Source organism: Pseudomonas sp. TE12508 (assembly GCF_056279485.1).
The window spans coordinates 1-18,807 of the sequence record NZ_JBWCCN010000032.1; the positions used below are offsets into that span (position 1 = coordinate 1).

Consider the following 18,807-nt stretch of genomic DNA (forward strand, 5'->3'; position numbering starts at 1 on the left):
GCGTGTAGTCTCGCTGACTACGCCTTTTTGCTGATTCCATTACGTCCTCCTGAAAAACAGATCAGAAGGTGTAAACCTTATTCAGGACGGGACAAAGACAAATTAAAAGGGGAAATAGCCGCGAGGCTATTTCCCCTTTTTAGTCATCACTGCTTGGTGTTGCTCTCGATGAATTTTTCGTAGTACATCTGAAAATGTTCAATCTGCTGGGCATCAAACCAGGTTTTGATGGACTCCACCATCGGTGGCGGACCGCACAAGTAGATATCGAACGGATTAGCCTCCAATTGCTGGCGGTCGAAGTGTTCTGGAATCCACCCGCTTTTGCCTGCCCATGCCGCGGACGGTTTCGAGACGACGAGGTGGTAGTCGAAGTCCGCGATGCGTTCACGGTAACCGGCCAGCCGCGAGAGTTCACACAAATCGTTGTCTTGCGTAACGCCATAAAACAACTGGATCGGCTGGCCGCAACCTCCTTTTTCCGCAATGTTATCCAGCATCCCGAGGAAAGCCGACAGGCCGGTTCCGCCTGCCACCAGTACCAGTGGCTTGGTCACTTGGCGTAGATAAAAGCTACCCAAAGGTGCCTCGAACTCAATGAGTTGACCAGGCTGGCAATGCTCACGGATGAAGTTACTCATCACTCCATCAGGCAGCAGCCGGATGAGGAACTGAAGCTGGTTAGTGGGGTTCGGGCGGTTGGCGAATGAATAGGAGCGCCACTCACTGGTTCCAGGAACATGCACACGTGCGTACTGTCCCGGAAGAAAATCCAGTTGCTGTTTGTTGGAACACGCATCGATATGAAGGATCGCGGTGGTGGCTGACACTTGCTCTACACCGGTAACAACCGCCTGTAACAGCTGGGTTCCACCGCCGTTACATAGCGTCGAATCGAAGTCGAAGTAAAACGAGGCGTCCGATTGCACGCGGGTCTGGCAAGAGAGCATTTTGCGTTGGGCCAGATCGTGTTCGGATAATGCCTCTTCATCGACGTAGTCTTGAGTGAATTGACCTGATTCGCAGCGGCCCTGGCAGGTGCCACAGACGCCTTCGCGACAATCCAGTGGAATGTTCACACCATTACGCAACGCGGCGTCGAGCAGCAGTTCGTTTGGTTTGACCTCGAAGAACGAGGTCTTGCCGTCCGAGAAGCTGAAAGCGACTTTATGGTTCATGACAAGGTGCCCCGCAGCTCACAGGTGATAGAAATCAAGCACGGAATTGATCGTGTCATTGAGCAACACGATGTGCTTGCGAGTGATCTTCCAGCTGTCTGCGACCGCTTTAAGGTGGTAGGTCACATGGCCGTAGAACTGCTCGGACAATCCTTGACGCGTATAAAGCGTGACCCAGCCTGCCTTGACTTCAAGCAAGCCTTCATCGAGCTCCTTGATTCGCACGTTGCTGATTTGATGCAGGGTGCGCGGCATCGGGTTTGAAGCCGCTGACTTACCGGTGCGCAGGCGAAATACCCGGTCTTCAAGGCCAGACCGGTTCGAGTAGTAAATCAGCGACATGCTGCGCTTGGGGTCGGTGGTGTACACATGCTCCGACTCCCATTGCGGCAGATGGAATTCACTCTGCTCATCAAAGAGGGCGATGTAGGCGTCCCAGTCCTGCTGATCGCATAGCTCGGATTTACGGTAAAGGAACTGCTCGACGGAATGTTGTAGTGCGCTCATTTCACACCTCCTTCAACTTCAGGGCTTTTTGTTCCAGGCCTTGCAGAAGGAAGCGCTGCCAGGAACCGTGCTGATTAATGTAGAGCCCCTCATGGGTGAACTCGGTGCCGGTCAATACCGGGTTGATGCCCAGAACCTCGCTGTTGGGTGTGGGGCCTTCAACCCATTTTTCACTGCCGCGGGATACTTCGTTCCAACGCTCAAGGCGTGCCTGGAATCCACGTTGGGCTTCACGAAACTCCACCAGGTCGTCTGGGGTTCCCATTCCTGAAACGTTGAAGAAGTCCTCGAACTGGCGAATCCGGTTTTCCCGGTCCGCGTCGGACTCACCTTTCACGCCGATGCATTGGCTGGTGATCTCTGTCTTGTTCCAGGCCACCGGGCGCACAATGCGCAGTTGTGAGCTGATTTGATCCATGAAGAACAGGCTTGGGTAAATGTTGAGGTTGCGCAGACGGTGCATCATCCACTCGGCTTGCTGCTGGCCATACTCTTCCACCAGACGCGGCATGACGGTGGCATAACCGGCGCGTACAGTCGGGTTGGGCATGTCGCTGAACAAGAGGCTGTGACCATTCTTGAACGAGAACCAGCCGTCGTCGGTTTCGGCATCGCCGGCGCCCAGTTTGCTGTAGTCCAGTGTGTCGGAGCCGCCGCCATTAGCGGCATTGACTTGCTGGCGATGCTGTACCGTGGAGACGTAGTTGTAGTGCACCGTGCTGACGTGATAACCGTCCAGACCGTTTTCGTGCTGCAGTTTCCAGTTGCCGTCGTAGCTATAGGTCGACTTGCCCGGCAGTATCTCCAGTTCGCCAGTGGGGGACTGCGCGACCATCATGTCGAAGAACACTTTGGCATCACCGAGGTAGTCTTCCAGCGAGTCGCTGCCGTTGACGTCCAGACTAATGAAGACGAAGCCCTTGTAGCTTTCGATCCGGGCTTTCTTCAGGCCGCGGGTTGCCTTGTCAAAGCCTTCCGGATACTCCCCTGGTGCCTTGACCTTGACCAGGCGGCCGTCACTTTTGTAACACCAGGCATGGAACGGACAGGTGAAGGTTGACTGGTTACCTTTGCTGACGCGAGTTAGCGTTGCGCCCCGGTGCTGGCAAGCGTTGATTAGCGCGTGGAGCTGATTGTTCCCATCCCGGGTGATGATCATCGGCTGACGACCCGCGCGCATCGTCAGGAAGTCATTGGGATTCGCGATTTCACTTTCGTGGCAAGCGTAGATCCAGTTCTTTTCGAAGATCAGCTCCATCTCCAGGTCGAACAGTTCCGGCTCTGTGAACATGTCACGGGCGATACGGTATATGCCTTCCGCCGGCCGGAAATCCAGACAACCCTGAATGTAGTCTTGCCACTGCGCAATGCTTCTAGTGCTGTTCATCAGGTACACCCTTTTTGTAGTTTTAGGCTCAGCCCGATTGAAAGCCTTTCTGTGCAGTGCGGCTATCCGGATTCGAGGCGATATCTGTCCGTTTCTTGGGGGCGAGGATCGATTTGGGTGAGCGCTGCTCAAGCAAGCTTCTTTTCGCGTTTTTTTGATTGTTTTTGCACTATGTGGATAGCGGACTGGTGGGGGCAAAAAGTATGGTTACAACTAATCTGTAACCCTTGTGGTGCTGTGATGAATCTGCAAACTCATGCTCGGGCTGATGCTGAATTTCAAGATATCCATGCGGTACGTCATGACCTGCAGAGTGCGCAGGCCTGGATGGCGAACATTTGTGGCCCCCACGAATTAAAGACCTCTTCTCCTCAACGTCTTCATTTTCAGCATGATGGAAACGTCCTGAAGTCGATGTCTACGGTGATTGGCTATATCGAATACGGTACAGATGTCACTATCGATATTGATGCGTCGGAACTCAACAGCTACAGCATCAGTCTTCCGGTCAGTGGGCAGCAGGAGTTGCGAAAACCAAATGGATTGTTGATGTCCGATAGCAGTAATGGGCTCATTGTTTCGCCCTATGATCAGCAAGAACTTGCCATTGCAGGTAACTGTCGGAAAATTCAGGTTGCGATCAAGTGCGTAGCAATGCGTCAAGTGTTGGAGGAGTTGCTACAGCGACCCGCGCCACAACCGATTGTCTTCGAAACAGGGATAAGTACAGATCAAGGAACTCCCGCGGCATGGTGGCGGCTGGTTAAATTTCTGCTGATGGAACTGGATCAGGCGCGAGACCTTTTTGGCCATGTGTCTATTGTCCGTGACATTGAACGGACGTTGATAAAAGGTTTAATCCTGGCGCAGCCAAATAATTACTCAAGTGAACTGGAGGGGATCTCGCAAACACGTTGCCCTGCGTATTTGCTGAAGGCCAAGCAATTTATGCATGAAAATGCTGGCGGCGAACTGAATCTGGACGATATCGGTCGGGCGGCTGGCGTATCCCGTTTCAAACTGTCTGAGGACTTCAAGAAGTACTTCGGTATATCTCCCGCTTTGTACTTGAAGCGGTTTCGCCTTGAAGCGGTCAGGCAGGCGCTTTTAGAAGGTGGTTGTAATGAAAACATCACCGCGGTAGCGATGCGGTGGGGATTTAACCATCTGGGGCGCTTTTCATCAGATTACAAAAAATTGTTTTTGGAAGTGCCATCGAAAACGGTTGAACGAAGTCGCAGTCATTGACCAGGCAGGGCGCCCGTTAGCCGGCGCTTGCATCAAAATAAAATAAGAGAAAATTGTCATGAAAACAGTTACCCAATTACTGTGTTTAAAGCCCGTGCATAATCAAAAAGTTCACACCATTGCGCCAGATCAAATGGTGTTGGAGGCGATCAGGATTATGGCTGAGCGAAACATCGGTGCTCTACCTGTCATAGAAAACGGGAAGGTAATCGGTATTGTCAGTGAACGAGACTATGCACGGAAAATGGTACTGCAGGGGCGCTCCTCGGCGGGTACGCCTGTGAGGGATATCATGAGTTCCCCAGTCATAACGGTAGACGCTCGCCAGCGCATTGAAGATTGCATGGGTATTATGACCGATAGCCATCTTCGTCATCTGCCAGTCGTGGAAAACGAAGAATTGCTGGGTTTGTTATCAATTGGTGATCTGGTAAAGGCTGCTATTGCAGAGCAGGCCGACCTGATACTGCAATTGGAAAGCTATATCCGCGGGCATTGAAGACGTCGGCGAAACGCTCGACTACATCCCTGACGTGGGGTGGGGGAGGTTAGCCCAAGACAGGGCCGGAATTGAGTTCGCTCCCGCAATAAACCCCAATATTTCAATGGGCCCGCCGCTGGATGTGAGTATCGTTACCTGTTCCAAAAACACAAAAGCGCTGCGGGTGCCGTTTGTTTTGCCTGGTGTTTATGCAAAGTCGAAGCCTTGTAAAACCACTCAATGTAGTCAACGATGCAATTGGCCTTCGTCCCTTGTTTTTGTGCCATGGACCCTGTCCCATTTCCTGAAGGTTCAGGACTAAAGTTCGCGCACTTTCCCCACAAAAGACCTGATGACAGTAGAACCGACTATCCTTTCGGATAGTGAACGCTGCACTCTTGGCAAAAAGGGACGCCATGCCAGACTATGAACGCGCCATCTGCTCCAGACCCGGCATCACATGCGGTGATCGAACCTGTCTGATCAGGCTCTGGTTACTCAGGCCCTGGCTACTTTGGATAGCTTCAATTGCGGTTTTCTGTCTTTTCACGGCAACTCCCGGATACGCTGTCGAGAACGCCACGGTTACGGTGATTCAAGCGCAGGAAATCGTTTCCAGGGCCACCCTTGAAGCCGTTCGCTGGAGCGGCCCTGAATCCGGCCCGCGAGCCCTGCGGGGCAAGAGCATCGCCCTTGTCGCAGAAGATTTGCGTAACGGAGGAATCGTCGGTGTCGCGCAGGGCGCTCGCGAGGCAGCCAAGGTGATGGGCTGGACGCTGAAGATATTCGATGGCGCCGGTTCATCGGCCGGGCGCGCAAAGGCCTTTTCCGATGCCCTGGCAGCGAAACCCGATGGCCTCATCCTGTGCGGCTCCGATGCCCTTGAAAACAATGCGGCGCTAATCCTCTTCGCCAACAGGGATGTGCCGGTGGTTGGCTGGCACGCCGGGGCACGCCCCGGGCCGATTGACGGCACGCCGGTGGCCATGAACGTCACGACCGATCCGCTCGAAGTGGCTCGCCTCACGGCCATGGCGGCCGTGGCACAGTCAAACGGACGCGCCGGCGTGGTCATCCTGACCGACTCCAAGTACAGCATCGCCATGGCGAAAGCCAAGGCCATGGAAAACGTCATTCGGGCCTGTCGGGAATGTACGTTGCTGGAAGTGCGCGATGTCGCGATCTCCGAAAGTGGCGAGAAGATGCCGTTGATCACCAAGGAGCTGCTTCAGCGCTATGGCAAGCGCTGGACCCACACGCTGGCCATCAACGATATCTATTTCGACTACTCGATTGCCTCATTGACCAGCGCCGCAATACCCAGTGACGGCATCAGTCTGTTATCTGCCGGTGATGGCAGCGCTTCGGCTTTCTTGCGCATACAGGCAAAAACCTACCAGACCGTTACCGTGGCCGAGCCGCTCAATCTGCATGGCTGGCAAGTGATGGATGAATTGAACCGGCTGTTTGCAGGTCAGCCGGTGAGCGGCTTCGTAGCGCCGATTCACCTGGTCAATGCCGACAATATCGCCTTCGACGGCGGGAAGAAATTCCAGTACGACCCTGACAATGGCTATCGAGACATCTATCACCACCAATGGAATCCCTGACATTGGACGTTACTTCCCGGCTCGGACGCCGGCTATTGCCGCAATCGCTACGCGCACAGTTCACGCTGGCGTTTCTGACGCTGGCGCTGCTGATCCTGGCGAGTGGTGCAACTGCGGTCTACGCCTTGCGCACGTCAAACAACGGCACCCGCCAGTTGACGGAAGAGCGACTGGTCCGCATGCAAAATGGGCAAGACATGCTGCAGCGTACCTTGCTGATCGAACGCCAGACCGATCAGCTTCTGACAACCCGCTCCCCCGACACCCTGCGTTCAAGCTATGCGGCGACCGTCGAACAGCTTGAAGCCCTTGATCAACTGGTGCAGCAGCTGACTGCCGCGAACAGTGGCGTGGCGATACTCGACATGCATCAGTCGAGTCAGATGTTCCGCAATACCGCCAACATCGTTGCGCAGCTGCGAGAAAGCCTGCTGCAAACCGAAGTCACCTTCAAGCAAACCATGGAGGATCACACCGCCCGGTTAACCGCGACCCAGACCCGGGCCAGCCTGGAACTGGCGGTGTTACTTTTCGATCTGCCGCAGGCTGTCGACAGTGATGCCGTGCAACGGCTGCGGATCCGATATGAGCGCCTGTCGCGCACCACAGGCAAGTTACCCGACGCTAATGTGGAGACGCCCGATCTCTTCTCCCTGCGCCTGAGGCTCATCAATCAGCACAACGTCATACAGCGCGTCAATGAGGAACTGAAGAGCGAGGCCGGGGTTCTGGTCGCGGTGGCCCGTGCGCAATCCAGTGCTTACACCGAAGACTATCGCCAAGCCCTGCAGCGCCTGGTCGAGGACTCAAATCGTAGCCAGCAATGGGTGCTGATCATGTTGGGCGCCAGCCTGGTGTTCGCCTGGTTCGTGACCCGGGTCTTCATGGGTCGTCATGTGCTCGTGCGTCTGAATGAAATAAGCCGGCAATTGCGTCAGGAGCGCACTGACAAGACGCATTTGATGATGGCGGAACATGGGAAAGACGAGATCGGCAACATGGCTCGCGCGGTGAATCAATTCCTCAAAGACCGACTTCAGCTGGAAAAAAGAACGGTCCAATTGAGCATCGCCACAGAACGGCTCGCCTTGCAAAACAGCCGATTAGAGCAAGAAGCCGTCATCCGTGCCGGACAAGGTCATGTCCTGGAGCTGATCGCCAGGAGCACCGAGCTTGCAGAAGTCCTCGACAGCCTGGCTCACTTGGTCGAGTCCCAACTGGAGGGGATGATGGTGTCCATCCTGGTGCTGGATGAGGATGGCAAACACCTGCTGCACGGGGCTGCGCCCAGTTTGCCGAAAGCCTATAACCAACTCATTGACGGGATTGCGATCGGTCCGAACGTCGGTTCATGCGGCACCGCGGTGTATCGACGAGAACCGGTCATCGCCACCGATATCGAGCTGGATCCGCTGTGGGAGGAGTACCGTTCAGTCGCCGCGCCCTATGGATTTCGCGCGTGCTGGTCGACGCCGATTCTGTCCCATGAGCGAAAGGTATTGGGTACGTTTGCCTTGTATTCCAGCACCGTACGCAGCCCCAGCTCGACCGAGACGCGACTGATCAACATGGCGACACCTCTTGCCGGCATTGCGATAGAACGCCAACTTACCGAAAAGCGCATTCGCTATATGGGTGACCATGACGCACTGACCGGGCTGCCGAATCGCACGCTGCTCGAAGACCGTCTCAAGCAGGCAATACTTTATGCTCAGCGCTACAGCCGGCTGGTGACGGTGGTGTTTCTCGATCTGGACAAATTCAAACTGGTGAATGACAGCCTTGGGCACAGTGCTGGAGACGAGCTGCTGAAAACCGTCGCCCAGCGCATGCTGGAGTGTGTACGCCGCACCGACACCGTCGTGCGACTGGGTGGCGACGAGTTTGTGATCATCCTGTTTGACCAGCCCTCAGACCTCGACGGCGTTACTCCCGCCCTGCACAAAATCCAGGAAGCCATCCTGCGACCGATTCAGCTCAGCGGACATACACTCCACGTCACCTGCAGCATGGGGTTGGCCACCTATCCCGCCGACGGCAGCGATACCGAGACGTTGCTCAGCAACGCGGATGCCGCCATGTACCGGGCCAAGGAGCTGGGTCGCAACAGCTACCAGTTCTATACGAGCGAGATGAATAACAAGGTTCAGGGCAAGCTCGCGATGCAAGACGGGCTTCGAAACGCACTCAACCATGACGAGTTCCTGCTGCTGTACCAGCCACAGGTGGATTTGCAGTCAGGTCAGATAATCGGCGTAGAGGCATTGATCCGCTGGCAGCATCCCGAGCTCGGCATGGTGTCTCCAATCAAATTCATTCCGCAGGCCGAAGAGACCGGGTTGATCGTGCCCATCGGCGACTGGGTGATTCATACTGCGTGCAGACAGAACAAGGCCTGGCAGGATGCGGGCTGGCCGCCGATCACTATGTCGGTGAATATTTCAGCACGCCAGTTCATCGAAAGGGACCTGATCGACCGGGTGATGCATGCCTTGCAAGAAACCGGACTGGACCCGATGTACCTTGAGCTGGAGCTGACCGAAAGTCTGATCATGCAAGACCTTCAGCAAGCCATCAGCAAAATGAAGGAACTGCAATCAATGGGGATCAGTCTCTCGATCGACGACTTCGGCACCGGCTACTCCAGCCTCGCAGCATTGAAAAGTTTCCCGATCGCGAGACTCAAGATCGACCAGTCTTTCGTGCGCGATCTGCCCGACAACGAGAACGACAAAGCCATCGCCACCGCAGTGATTTCGTTGGGGCACAAACTGAACCTGAAGGTCATTGCCGAAGGTGTCGAAACCGAAGAGCAGCAAACCTTCCTGCGTGAAAACGGCTGCGATGAAATTCAAGGCCACTTTTTCAGCAGAGCGGTCAGCTGCGATGAAATCAGTGTGTTACTGCGTACGCCCCGGTTGCCTCAACCGAGCCGCATTGCGAGCCCTGACTCGCTCAGGCGAAAACGCGTTGTAAAACGCCCAGGCAGTCCAATACCCGGGCGTTAGTGACGCTGCGTACGGTAAAACGCTCGGCGTGCTTTATGACAGGCTATCCGGATCCCCGAAGAACATTTTGACTAGGCTCTATGGCGGTGGTTTAAGGCCGAAAAAACTTAGCGATGCCTCCACTTTTCCCCCCCACTCGCACCCAGAACACGAGCGACCGAAACGGGGGGCTGCCTGAGCCCGAAAACTCTTGAATAGCCACTAAGATCACGGCGAGAAAGTCAGATCTGACAGGCACCCATAAAAAAGTGGGTGACTGTCAGATCAAGTAGGGCTCACCGCATCAAATTCCTAGCGCGTCGAAGGGTAAAATGCTGATACTTTTTTACCGGGCTGCAAGTATTCAGTTAATCCCTGGAACCACATCACTTCAACAAAGTCACCGCGGATAACCAAGTCCTCTTTACGCAATCCTGTCAGAAATGCATCTTTACTGTCTTTGGCAGACAGAATGGCGAAACCCTTTGCTGCATCTCTAAACAACAGGGTAAATTTTGGCTTTTCAGTCAAACCGGCAGAGGATTTTATCTTGGCGTTTTTAAGGGTGAAGTAGCGACCCACTCCGTCATGCGTTTGGATCTGAAAGACCAGCTCCTTGCCTTTAACGTATTTTGCACAGTCAGGACTTTTTTTGATTGTTCTCTGTAATAGCTTGGTCAGCGCCCATAACAAAAATTTAAACTTCAGCATGATGAGCTTGCTCCGCAAGGGGTGACTCGTTGAGGAATTGAATGGCGTGTTTGAGAAAACGCTCAGGGCATTGGAGTTGAGCACCATGACCGGCATCTGGGTACAGGAACAGTTGGGCGTTCGGGATGTTCTGAGCCATGTACCAGGAATTGACCGTTGGAACCATAACGTCATTCATGCCATTGAGAATGAACGTCGGCTGTTTGATCTCGCGCAGATGTTTGAAAGGATCGTTCGGGTCCAGCTTCGGCAAATAGTACATATTCGCTTCGATCTGGGCCTGTATCACTTCAGGAGAACTGGGTGGGTCCTGGTCGACACGCTGATGACGGCGCTCCCAGAAATCACGTCCGGCCTGCTGCGCCGCCGGGGATCGACCGAAGAACAGAAACAGAAAGTCTTCCAGGGTCGGAACGGGGCGCGGTGCAGCTTCCAGCACTCCAGGGTCTGAGTCCGGATTACCGCCACGAGGTCCGGTGCCGAGCAGCATGAGCTTGCGCACGAGGTCGGGATGGCGTCGTGTCAGGTCCTGGGCTTGAAAACCACCGAGTGAGAAACCTAAAACATCGACCTTGGACAGGCCCAGCGCGCGGATCACCGCAGCAGCATCGTCGGCCATATGTTCGATCCGTGTACGCGGTTTTCCGGATGAAGAGGCAATCCCGCGACCGTTGTAGAGGATGACCTCGCGCCCCGCAGCCAGGCCATCCGTCATGAGTGGATCCCAATGATCCATACCGCCGCGGAAATGTTGAAGAAAGAACAGAGGGGGCTGGCCTGTCGTATTGTTGCCCCAGCGGCGATAGGCAAATTTATCCCCGTCGACTTCCACGAAGCGAGTGGGGGCGGTGAAGTGGGTGTCGGTCATATTGAAGTCTTCCAGGTGGTTGTTGTGGCTATCTATGCGAGCGAGCCTCGGGCTCAGGCCCGCGCCCGCATGCGCCGCGTACGGAACGTGCCCCAGCCGCTTTTCATCACTGATTTTGAAAATGCCCACAGCCCACTTTCGTTGGGACGCGGATCACCGCCATTGGCGATTCGTTTGAGCTGCAGCGTGTACCAGAAGATTTCCATGACGCCCATCTGATCGATTTGCTTGATACCTGTGGTGATCGGCCGTACGCGTTGCGAACTGTCCTGCCCTTGCAGCAGGGCCGCCGGTGCCTCGGGATCAATGGCCAATAACCGCGCGAGGCCAATGACATCGAGCGCTCCGCAGCGCAGCGCAGCGTTCATGGCGGCGGCACTGCGAAAACCGCCAGTGACCATCAAAGGTACCTTGATCGAGGCGCGCACCTTTTCAGCAAACTCAAGAAAGTAAGCCTCACGCGCTACGGTGGATGCTTTTTTCGTTTCCTGGAGCCCGCCGCTCATGGCTGGAGCCTCGTAGGTGCCCCCCGAAATCTCAATCAGGTCGATGCCTGCTTCGGCAAGTGCATGAATCGTCGCCATCGATTCCTCTTCGGTGAAGCCGCCGCGCTGGAAATCTGCGGAGTTGAGCTTGATGCCGACGGGAAATTCGGCACCGACCTGGCGGCGAATCTCGGCGTAAACAGCCAAGATGAAACGTCGACGTTTTTCCGGGCTGCCACCCCATTCATCCGTACGCCGATTGTGGTGTGGCGAGAGGAACTGGTTAATCAGATAACCGTGCGCGCCATGGATCTGCACGCCGCTGAAGCCAGCCTCCTTGCAGATGGCCGCGCTGCGTCCAAAGCGCCGGATGATGTCTTCGATCTCGGCCGTGGTGGCTTCGCGTGGGGTCTCGAAGAGCGCGGCCATGTCCTCGCGAAAGGGCACGGCCGATGGCGCGAGGTTGCTGGCATTCAAGCCTTTGGTCGACTGCTTACCGGGGTGATTGAGCTGCACCCAGATCGCCGCTCCCTGCTCGGTTGCCGCACGAGCCCACTGGCGTAGCACAGGCAGGTCCGCTTCATCCTCGATCACCACGTTGCCTGGTTCACCGAGTGCACGCCGGTCGATCATCACATTTCCGGTGATGAGCAAACCAATGCCCGAGGCGGACCAGCGCCGGTACAACTCGACCAGTTTCAACGTCGGGTGATTGTTGTAGGTACCCAGCGTTTCGCTCATGGATGCCTTGGCGAGGCGATTGCGAAAAGCGCTGCCGTTCGGGAGTTGCAAGGGCTGGCTCAGCAGATTTTCTTCAGGCGAGGAGGCGGTCATGGTGAGTTCTCTATAAGGTCTGATTCAAGGTTGAAGGGTGTGCAGCGGGATGGCGTTCGATACCCGCTTGTTTTTCACTGGGATGTACGACATGGCATGCTCGGTCAGCGCGGTAATCGTCAGGCTTGGATTGACCCCGAGATTGGCGCTGAGCATCGAGCCGTCGCAAACCAGCAGGTTCTGATAGCCGAAGACCCGGTTCTGTACGTCCATCACGCCGCGCTCCGGCGAGTCCGCCATCGCACAGCCGCCCATGCAATGCGCCGTGGTCGGGATGTTGAATAAAATCTCGGAGAGAAAGGTGGTCGGTATGCCACCGAGCGCCTTTGCGCCCTTTTCAGCAAAGGCATTCGCCTCCGGAATGAAGGTGGGGATGGGGCCGCCTTCGCTGGCGAGCTGTTTCGCGAACGGCCAAAACCAGCGACGCTTGAGTCGCATATCGAGAGACGCGTCCGCTGTCTGCATCACCAGCAGTAACATGGTTTGACGGGCGAAACCTGCGGGGTTGTGCACGAGCAATGCTTGCAGTGGATGTTTGAGCAGCGTCCATAGCCAGGTCAATATTCGCATCCACCCCGGGCGCCCGCCGCATAGCAAGGTCATCATCAGGCCTATCGCATCCGAGCCTTCCGGGTAGCGCACGACTCCGATATGGGTGTGCTCATCGAGATAGATGCTGCCGCCCCCCGCCAGTCCTGGCGACATGCTCTTGTCCGCTGCCGGAAAGCGTATACCGATAAGGGATTCGGCATTGGTGCGCACACGCTTTCCGAGGTCGTCGCTGATGCGCGGCAACGACCCGTTTTGCTTGAGCCTGAACAACAATTCCATGGTGCCCAACGAGGAGGCGGCGAAGATCACACCGCGGCAGCGAAAACTGCGGCGCAGTTTGGCGAACCAGGCGGTCGAGCATTCAGTGAAGACTTCATAGCCGTCACTGCCGTCTTCTTTGCCGTTGAGCGGTCGCACGTCCACCACCTTGGTCTCGGCAAAAACCTGGGCGCCGCGCTTTTCTGCGAGATAAAGGTAGTTCTTGTCGAGTGTGTTCTTGGCGTTGTGCTTGCAACCCATCATGCAGCCACCGCACCCGGTACAGGTTCCGCGCGCCGGGCCTTCACCATTGAAGTAGGGATCCGGGTAGGTCTGGCCGCCTTCTTCACCATCGGGAGCAAAGAAGGTACCAACGCGTGGGAGGTGAAACGTGTGGCCCACACCTTGCAAATCCGCCATTTTCCTGAGGCGCAGATCAGCTTCGCCCATGATCTTGCTCTCTGTCACGCCCAGCATCTTCTCCGCTGTGGCGTAGTACTGCGGCATGATCCGTTTCCAGTCTGCCAGGCCGGCCCAGGAACCCTCATTCCATACGCTATCGCGCGGTGTCAGCAAGGCGTTGGCATAGGTAATGGATCCGCCACCGACTGCGTTGCCGCTGACGATCATCACGTGACGGAACAGGCGCATGTTGTAGAAACCGAACATCTTCAGCCCGGGGCGCCACATCCAGCGCCGCGCGTCCCAGTTGGATTTTGGAAAGTCCTCGGCCGTCCAGCGTCGGCCCATCTCCATTACGCCAACGCGGTAGCCCTTTTCTGTCAGCCGGAAGGCGGACACGCTGCCACCGAATCCGGAGCCGATCACGATGTAGTCGAAATCGAAAGATGGATTCATTGCATGCTGCTCAGGCAAGCACTGCGTAGAGGCGTGAAAAAACGGGTCATGCCGGTCTCCTTGTTTTTTGTAATGGTGCTGCGGGCACTGGTTGCAGGAATGACACTGTCAGGATGACTATACCATTCGTATATTTATAGCGCTATACGAACAGTATAGTGTGTTAGGGCTGTAGGCAGAGACGCAGGAGGGGGCAAGTCAGAAACGGTAGGTTATCTGTGTACCTATAATGTGCGCGCTGTTGTCGTATTTCGCGCTGTACCCGGGCTGTACGCCGGTTGTATTTGCCTGGTTGACGGAGGTGGTTGATTCCCATAGATAGCCATAAGCCAAATCGATGGTCAGGTCGGTGTCGGGAGAGAAACCTATACCCAACGTCACGGCTTTTCGGTTGCCCACGGGGAGTCGGACGTTTCGATCGGCGTTGCGGGCAGGTGATGGATCGTAAGCGAAGCCGCTGCGCAACAGCCATTGCGGGGAAAGCTGGTACGAGGCCCCAACAGCCATCGACCAGGTGTCATGTAATTTAAAGTCATCTCCAAAGCTGTTGAAACCCAGTTGCTGGCCCAGCGGCGGTACACCACTATTGACCGCTTCGATCCTCTGAACGCGGCTCCATCGGGTCCAGGTTGCGCCCAGGTAGCCAGTCCAGCGGTCGTCAAAGTGATGGGTAAACGATGTGTCCAGCGACTCTGGCAACGTGATGTCAATTTTATTGCTGTATTTGCCATCGAGACCGAAAGCACTTGGCGAGTTGCTCACCTGCGTATGGCCGTTGACGTGAAAATCAAGTTTTGAATGATAGGTGACGCCCCACGTGGTGGAGTCGTTCAGGTCGACCATCAGGCCGAAATTATAGCCAACGGCGTTATCGTTACCCTTGATAGTGATCTGCGTGTCGTTGCCCCCATTGAGCAGCCCTGTGGCCAAATAGGTTTGCATATTGTTTTCGATACGGTTCAATGTTAGCCCGCCTCCGACAGAGACATGATCATTGATGCGATAAGCAACGGCGGAGTTCAGGGTTTTAACTTGAACCTTGCTATAGGAACCATGGTAGCGTCCCTGGAACGAACTTTCGTAATCGTTCACAAGGCCATAGAGAGCGTACAAGCCCAAGCCGAAAGTGAAGCGTTCGTCAATCGGTATGGATAAATATCCAAAAGGGATTGTCGTCAGGGGTACGGAATCTCCTTTGTTGGTGCCTGGCGCATCACTATGAGCGTTTTTAATATCACTATTAACCTTGATCAAGGCGAACCCTCCGCTCACTTCCCTGCGCTTTATCTTGCTCAGGCCGGCCGGATTTCCATAGACAGTACTTGCATCCAGAGCCGCAGACGAGCGCCCGGCATAAGCAGTTCCGGCGCTGCTAACGCTTTGCTCGTTAATAGACAAACCATTGGCTAAAGATAAAGTTGCCTGCCCACAGATAGCCAATGACAGAGTGGTTTTGAACAACGCACTGCTTGACTTGAGTATCAGGGTGGACCCTGTCTCAAGATGACGTTTCAAACGCGGTACTGATTTCTGGGAAGGGCGAAGCGCAGAAAAATATTCATGGTTCATCTGACGGTACCTGTTGTTGTTGTTGTTGTTGTTGTTGTTGTTGTTGTTGTCGGGATGAATAGAAATCGTGGGCGGCCGTATACATCAACAGTGCCGGCCGGGCTGGAGTAGGAAGTGTTAATTGGATCTTGCAGACACGTAGTTGTTTTTTAGTTACAAAGCCCTCTCAGGAATATCACAGGATCAGGCGATTGCCCTATCTATATATTTTGGGGTTGCAAGTTGCATTGATGGCAAGAAGAGCCTTGCCAGGCAGGCAAGTACCCTCGGGCCAGACACGGGTACAAGGCTGCAAGCAACTCGCCGGATGCCGGGCGGGCAAGTCCCCCTCGATCCGCATGGCGCGAGGGAAGGGGGAAAGGCCGGCAGTCCTAGGGCTTGTATTCGAGTACTTTGCACACTCGTGTGAAGGCTGGCCGATCCCCTTGCAACAGCTTTGCATGACCTTCGCGAAGTGCGCGAGTTGGAGTGATCTGGCGCAGGACTAACGCAATGAAGGTTTCCATGTCGCATTGTATTTTGACGTCGATGGGCTCTTCGCTCGGCCCGGAGCGTGCCAACAGGTTCCCGTCGTTGACTCGAATATGGAAGACTTCCGCCCCCACCTGAAACTCGTACAACTCCTGCAAACCGGCGCTCGCTGCCGAATCGTTCGAGCCTGTCAGGCACAGGGCTATGAGTTCCGCACGAGCACTGGACGGATCGATGCGTTCGTCGATCGGCAGGCTCAGCCCCCAGAATCCCAGCGCGATCACCGGCTTGCGCAGTTGCTCGCCCAAGTCCGTCAGCTCGTAAGCTGGCGTGGCGGAAGGTGTGTGCAGGGTGACTTGTTGAATGACGCCGTTCTGCACCAGCATGGCCAGGCGTTCGGACAGCCGGTTTGTACCCATTGCAGGCAGGATCGCGAGCAGATCCTTGAAACGCTTCGGACCTAACAGGAGTTCGCGAATCAAGAGCAGCGTCCAGCGATCTCCGAGTACGTCGAGCGACCGGGCTAAGGGGCAGAGTTGACCGTAGGTTTTGTTTGTCATGGCGCATTGTACAAAATTCCACTCAGTTGAAATACAGTGAAAAGCCACTGCTGCCTCAAGTCGAAGGCATTGGGCGTTGTTCCAGTCCCTTGGACGGCTGATCTCACGGTCGCTTTCATGTATCGCTCACTGAACAGGTTGAGTCATTCTTATTGATTTCACTATACCGTTCGTTTAGTCATGGCGCTATATAAATCGTATAGCTATGCCATGAACCTATCCGTTATCGCGCAATGCGTTGGACGATCCAGCGGGAGAGAGCCGCAGGCGCGAGACGTGTAGCGAACGACAAGAATCCGGCTTGCATGCCGACTGTCCAGTGGGTCTTGTGGATTCGTCGTTTCGACGTCGCGCAAGCCCACACGGTCGATGCGACGTCGTGCGACGTGAGCCGAATACCCAGCGATCTGGCGCTGGGGATACGACCGTAGTCATCAGCCATTGCGGTCTTTACGAAGCTCGGCCAGATATCGCTCACGCGAATGCCGAACTTTCCCCATTCGAGGTCGAGTCCTTCGGTGAATCCGCGCACGGCGAACTTGCTCGCCGAGTAGGTTGCAAGTTCGGGCTGGCCGTAGATTGCGGTGGCGGAGGCCATATTGATGACATGAGAGCAGGGCGTGCCTCGCAGGTACTGGAAGGCGCTGTGACAGCCGGTGATCATTCCCTGAACGTTCACGTCAAGCATTGCTTGGTGCTTGGTCAACGGTACGGCTTCAAATTGACCGGCAGCGAGAATCCCAGCGTTATTGAGCAACACGTCAAGCCGGTGGCCGCTATGTGCCCAGAAATCCATAAGCGCTTGCTTCCATGCTTCGGGATCGCTCACGTCGAGCGCACCGGAGACGGCGTTGCCCTCTCCCAGGATCGCGGCGACCGCAGCGACACCCTCTGAATCGATATCGTATAGCCCCACGAACCAACCGCGCCGCGCAAACAATTCAGCGCAGGCGCGACCGATTCCCGAAGCCGCGCCTGTGACGAAGATGGCTGGTCTCCATTCAGGAAGAAGGGATTCAGTCGGGTTTCTGGGTGTTTGATTGCTCTGTACCACAGTGATGTGCGGTTTCATTTCAGAGGTTCCCTTCAGGAGCTGAGCATTCAGGTTTTGTGTACAGGTCAGTGCATATTGCGAGAGTAATATAACGGTGTTATGTTTTGCAATAACAGTGTTATCCATCTCTCCGACTGATCCGATGACTGGTCAGAAGGTGGAAATACTGATGGGAGCGCTTGCTCCTTACGTTTGTCACCGGAGGATCCAAGAGATGACGAAGATGCATACGCCGCCTGAATACCTTGATATGGAGTCCCGTGGCTCTGTGTTGGTTGCGCGGCTGGATGGAGGTCCACACGGGTTGATGGGGTTGGACATGGCCAATGAGCTTTCGGGGCTATTGGACAAGCTGGAGTCCGATACCGCGGTAAAAGCGGTGGTGCTCACCGGAACTCATCCTGAGCGTTTCATCGGTCATGCAGACGTTCGTTGGCTGCAGGAAGGTGGAAAGAGTATCCCGTCGGTCGGGCGCAGTATGGCCTCGGCGATCGCTCGAACCGCCAAGACCGTTCGCGGTATTGCGCCATTGGCGGCAGCTGCGTCCCTGACACCGCTGGATGGCGGGATGCAACTCGACAAGCTGCACGACACTTTTTTACGGATGAACCGCAGCGGCGTCATTTTCGTCGCCGCGCTGAATGGATCTGCGCTGGGACTTGGCAGCGAGCTCGCGCTAGCGTGTGACGTCCGCCTGATGGCGGATGGCAATTTCTTCATCGGTCAGCCCGAGGTGCTACTTGGAATCCTTCCTGGTGGCGGAGGCACTCAGCGATTACCACGACTGGTCGGCGCCCATCGCGCGCTGATGCTGATGCTTGACGGTCGGCCGGTGTCACCACAGAAGGCGCTCGAAATAGGATACATCGACGAAGTGGTTGCTCCAGATGCGCTGCTTGATCGAGCCATCGAGCTGGCCGGGTATCTGGGTTCCCGACCCAAAGGGGCGATTGAGGCAGTCAAGCGAGCCGTGTACTTCGGCGGGTCAGCCACTCTCGACGAGGGGCTGCATATGGAGCGTACCGAATTCATCAAGATCTCGCCGACCGAGACTGCGCAATCGCTCATGGTTGAATACCTTGAGCGCACGGATCGGGACGGCAACGTGCCGTTCTACAACCCGGCCATTTTCGAGCAAACCCTTGAGCAAGGCTCTTTGCCCCTGCAAAACGGGGGAGGGAGGAAATGA

General features: G+C 55.5%; 15 protein-coding genes. 5 read left to right on the top strand and 10 right to left on the bottom strand.

What is annotated here, in order from left to right; translation table 11 throughout:
* Window positions 1-146: 146 nt before the first annotated feature.
* Genes antC through antA form a run of 3 tightly spaced genes read right to left on the bottom strand, consistent with a single transcriptional unit; the run spans window position 147 to window position 3,072 of the window.
* Window positions 147-1,178: an anthranilate 1,2-dioxygenase electron transfer component AntC gene (antC, locus tag ACZ9IM_RS29725; protein ID WP_476225777.1), complete on the bottom strand. Its 1,032-nt coding sequence runs from the start codon at window positions 1,176-1,178 to the stop codon at window positions 147-149.
* An 18-nt stretch (window positions 1,179-1,196) separates the two neighbouring features.
* Window positions 1,197-1,685 (bottom strand): anthranilate 1,2-dioxygenase small subunit, encoded by a 489-nt coding sequence (gene antB, locus ACZ9IM_RS29730; protein ID WP_183681524.1) that lies wholly within the window; start codon window positions 1,683-1,685, stop codon window positions 1,197-1,199.
* A 1-nt stretch (window position 1,686) separates the two neighbouring features.
* On the bottom strand, window positions 1,687-3,072 hold the full coding sequence (gene antA, locus ACZ9IM_RS29735) for an anthranilate 1,2-dioxygenase large subunit (protein ID WP_476225778.1): 1,386 nt from the start codon (window positions 3,070-3,072) through the stop codon (window positions 1,687-1,689).
* 240 nt (window positions 3,073-3,312) lie between these two features.
* Between antA and ACZ9IM_RS29740 the strand changes: the two genes are divergently transcribed.
* The 4 genes from ACZ9IM_RS29740 to ACZ9IM_RS29755 all read left to right on the top strand — a co-directional run bounded on the left by ACZ9IM_RS29740 (window position 3,313) and on the right by ACZ9IM_RS29755 (window position 9,419).
* Window positions 3,313-4,320 (top strand): AraC family transcriptional regulator, encoded by a 1,008-nt coding sequence (locus ACZ9IM_RS29740; RefSeq protein WP_476225793.1) that lies wholly within the window; start codon window positions 3,313-3,315, stop codon window positions 4,318-4,320.
* Window positions 4,321-4,378: 58 nt separating this feature from the next.
* Window positions 4,379-4,819: a CBS domain-containing protein gene (locus ACZ9IM_RS29745; RefSeq protein WP_476225779.1), complete on the top strand. Its 441-nt coding sequence runs from the start codon at window positions 4,379-4,381 to the stop codon at window positions 4,817-4,819.
* A 572-nt stretch (window positions 4,820-5,391) separates the two neighbouring features.
* A complete protein-coding gene (locus ACZ9IM_RS29750) occupies window positions 5,392-6,411 on the top strand; it encodes a substrate-binding domain-containing protein (protein WP_427624559.1) in 1,020 nt (339 codons plus the stop codon).
* Window positions 6,399-9,419 (top strand): EAL domain-containing protein, encoded by a 3,021-nt coding sequence (locus tag ACZ9IM_RS29755; RefSeq protein WP_476225780.1) that lies wholly within the window; start codon window positions 6,399-6,401, stop codon window positions 9,417-9,419. The genes ACZ9IM_RS29750 and ACZ9IM_RS29755 overlap by 13 nt, the downstream gene beginning before the upstream one ends.
* Window positions 9,420-9,710: 291 nt before the next feature.
* Here ACZ9IM_RS29755 and ACZ9IM_RS29760 read toward each other — a convergent pair whose 3' ends face one another.
* The 7 genes from ACZ9IM_RS29760 to ACZ9IM_RS29790 form a co-directional block, all read right to left on the bottom strand.
* Complete coding sequence (locus ACZ9IM_RS29760) at window positions 9,711-10,109, bottom strand: helicase (protein WP_427627895.1); 399 nt, start codon at window positions 10,107-10,109, stop codon at window positions 9,711-9,713.
* Window positions 10,096-11,106, bottom strand: coding sequence for an alpha/beta fold hydrolase (locus tag ACZ9IM_RS29765; RefSeq protein ID WP_476225781.1), 1,011 nt, complete (start codon window positions 11,104-11,106; stop codon window positions 10,096-10,098). The genes ACZ9IM_RS29760 and ACZ9IM_RS29765 overlap by 14 nt, the downstream gene beginning before the upstream one ends.
* Window positions 11,031-12,296, bottom strand: a complete 1,266-nt coding sequence (locus ACZ9IM_RS29770; protein WP_476225782.1) for an NADH:flavin oxidoreductase/NADH oxidase family protein — start codon at window positions 12,294-12,296, stop codon at window positions 11,031-11,033. Before ACZ9IM_RS29770 ends, ACZ9IM_RS29765 begins: the two co-directional genes overlap by 76 nt.
* Before the next feature lie 24 nt (window positions 12,297-12,320).
* A complete protein-coding gene (locus ACZ9IM_RS29775; RefSeq protein ID WP_427627889.1) occupies window positions 12,321-13,964 on the bottom strand; it encodes a GMC oxidoreductase in 1,644 nt (547 codons plus the stop codon).
* A 198-nt stretch (window positions 13,965-14,162) separates the two neighbouring features.
* Window positions 14,163-15,533, bottom strand: coding sequence for an outer membrane protein transport protein (locus ACZ9IM_RS29780; RefSeq protein ID WP_476225783.1), 1,371 nt, complete (start codon window positions 15,531-15,533; stop codon window positions 14,163-14,165).
* Between the two features lie 371 nt (window positions 15,534-15,904).
* Window positions 15,905-16,564 carry a winged helix-turn-helix transcriptional regulator gene (locus tag ACZ9IM_RS29785; RefSeq protein WP_046043291.1) on the bottom strand — a complete coding sequence of 220 codons (660 nt, stop codon included), beginning with the start codon at window positions 16,562-16,564 and terminating at the stop codon, window positions 15,905-15,907.
* A gap of 223 nt (window positions 16,565-16,787) precedes the next feature.
* Complete coding sequence (locus tag ACZ9IM_RS29790; protein ID WP_476225784.1) at window positions 16,788-17,744, bottom strand: SDR family oxidoreductase; 957 nt, start codon at window positions 17,742-17,744, stop codon at window positions 16,788-16,790.
* Between the two features lie 88 nt (window positions 17,745-17,832).
* On the opposite strand from ACZ9IM_RS29790, the gene ACZ9IM_RS29795 reads away from it, so the two are divergent.
* The gene (locus ACZ9IM_RS29795; RefSeq protein ID WP_476225785.1) at window positions 17,833-18,807 is read left to right on the top strand and encodes an enoyl-CoA hydratase/isomerase family protein; all 975 of its coding nucleotides are present in this window, start codon (window positions 17,833-17,835) and stop codon (window positions 18,805-18,807) included.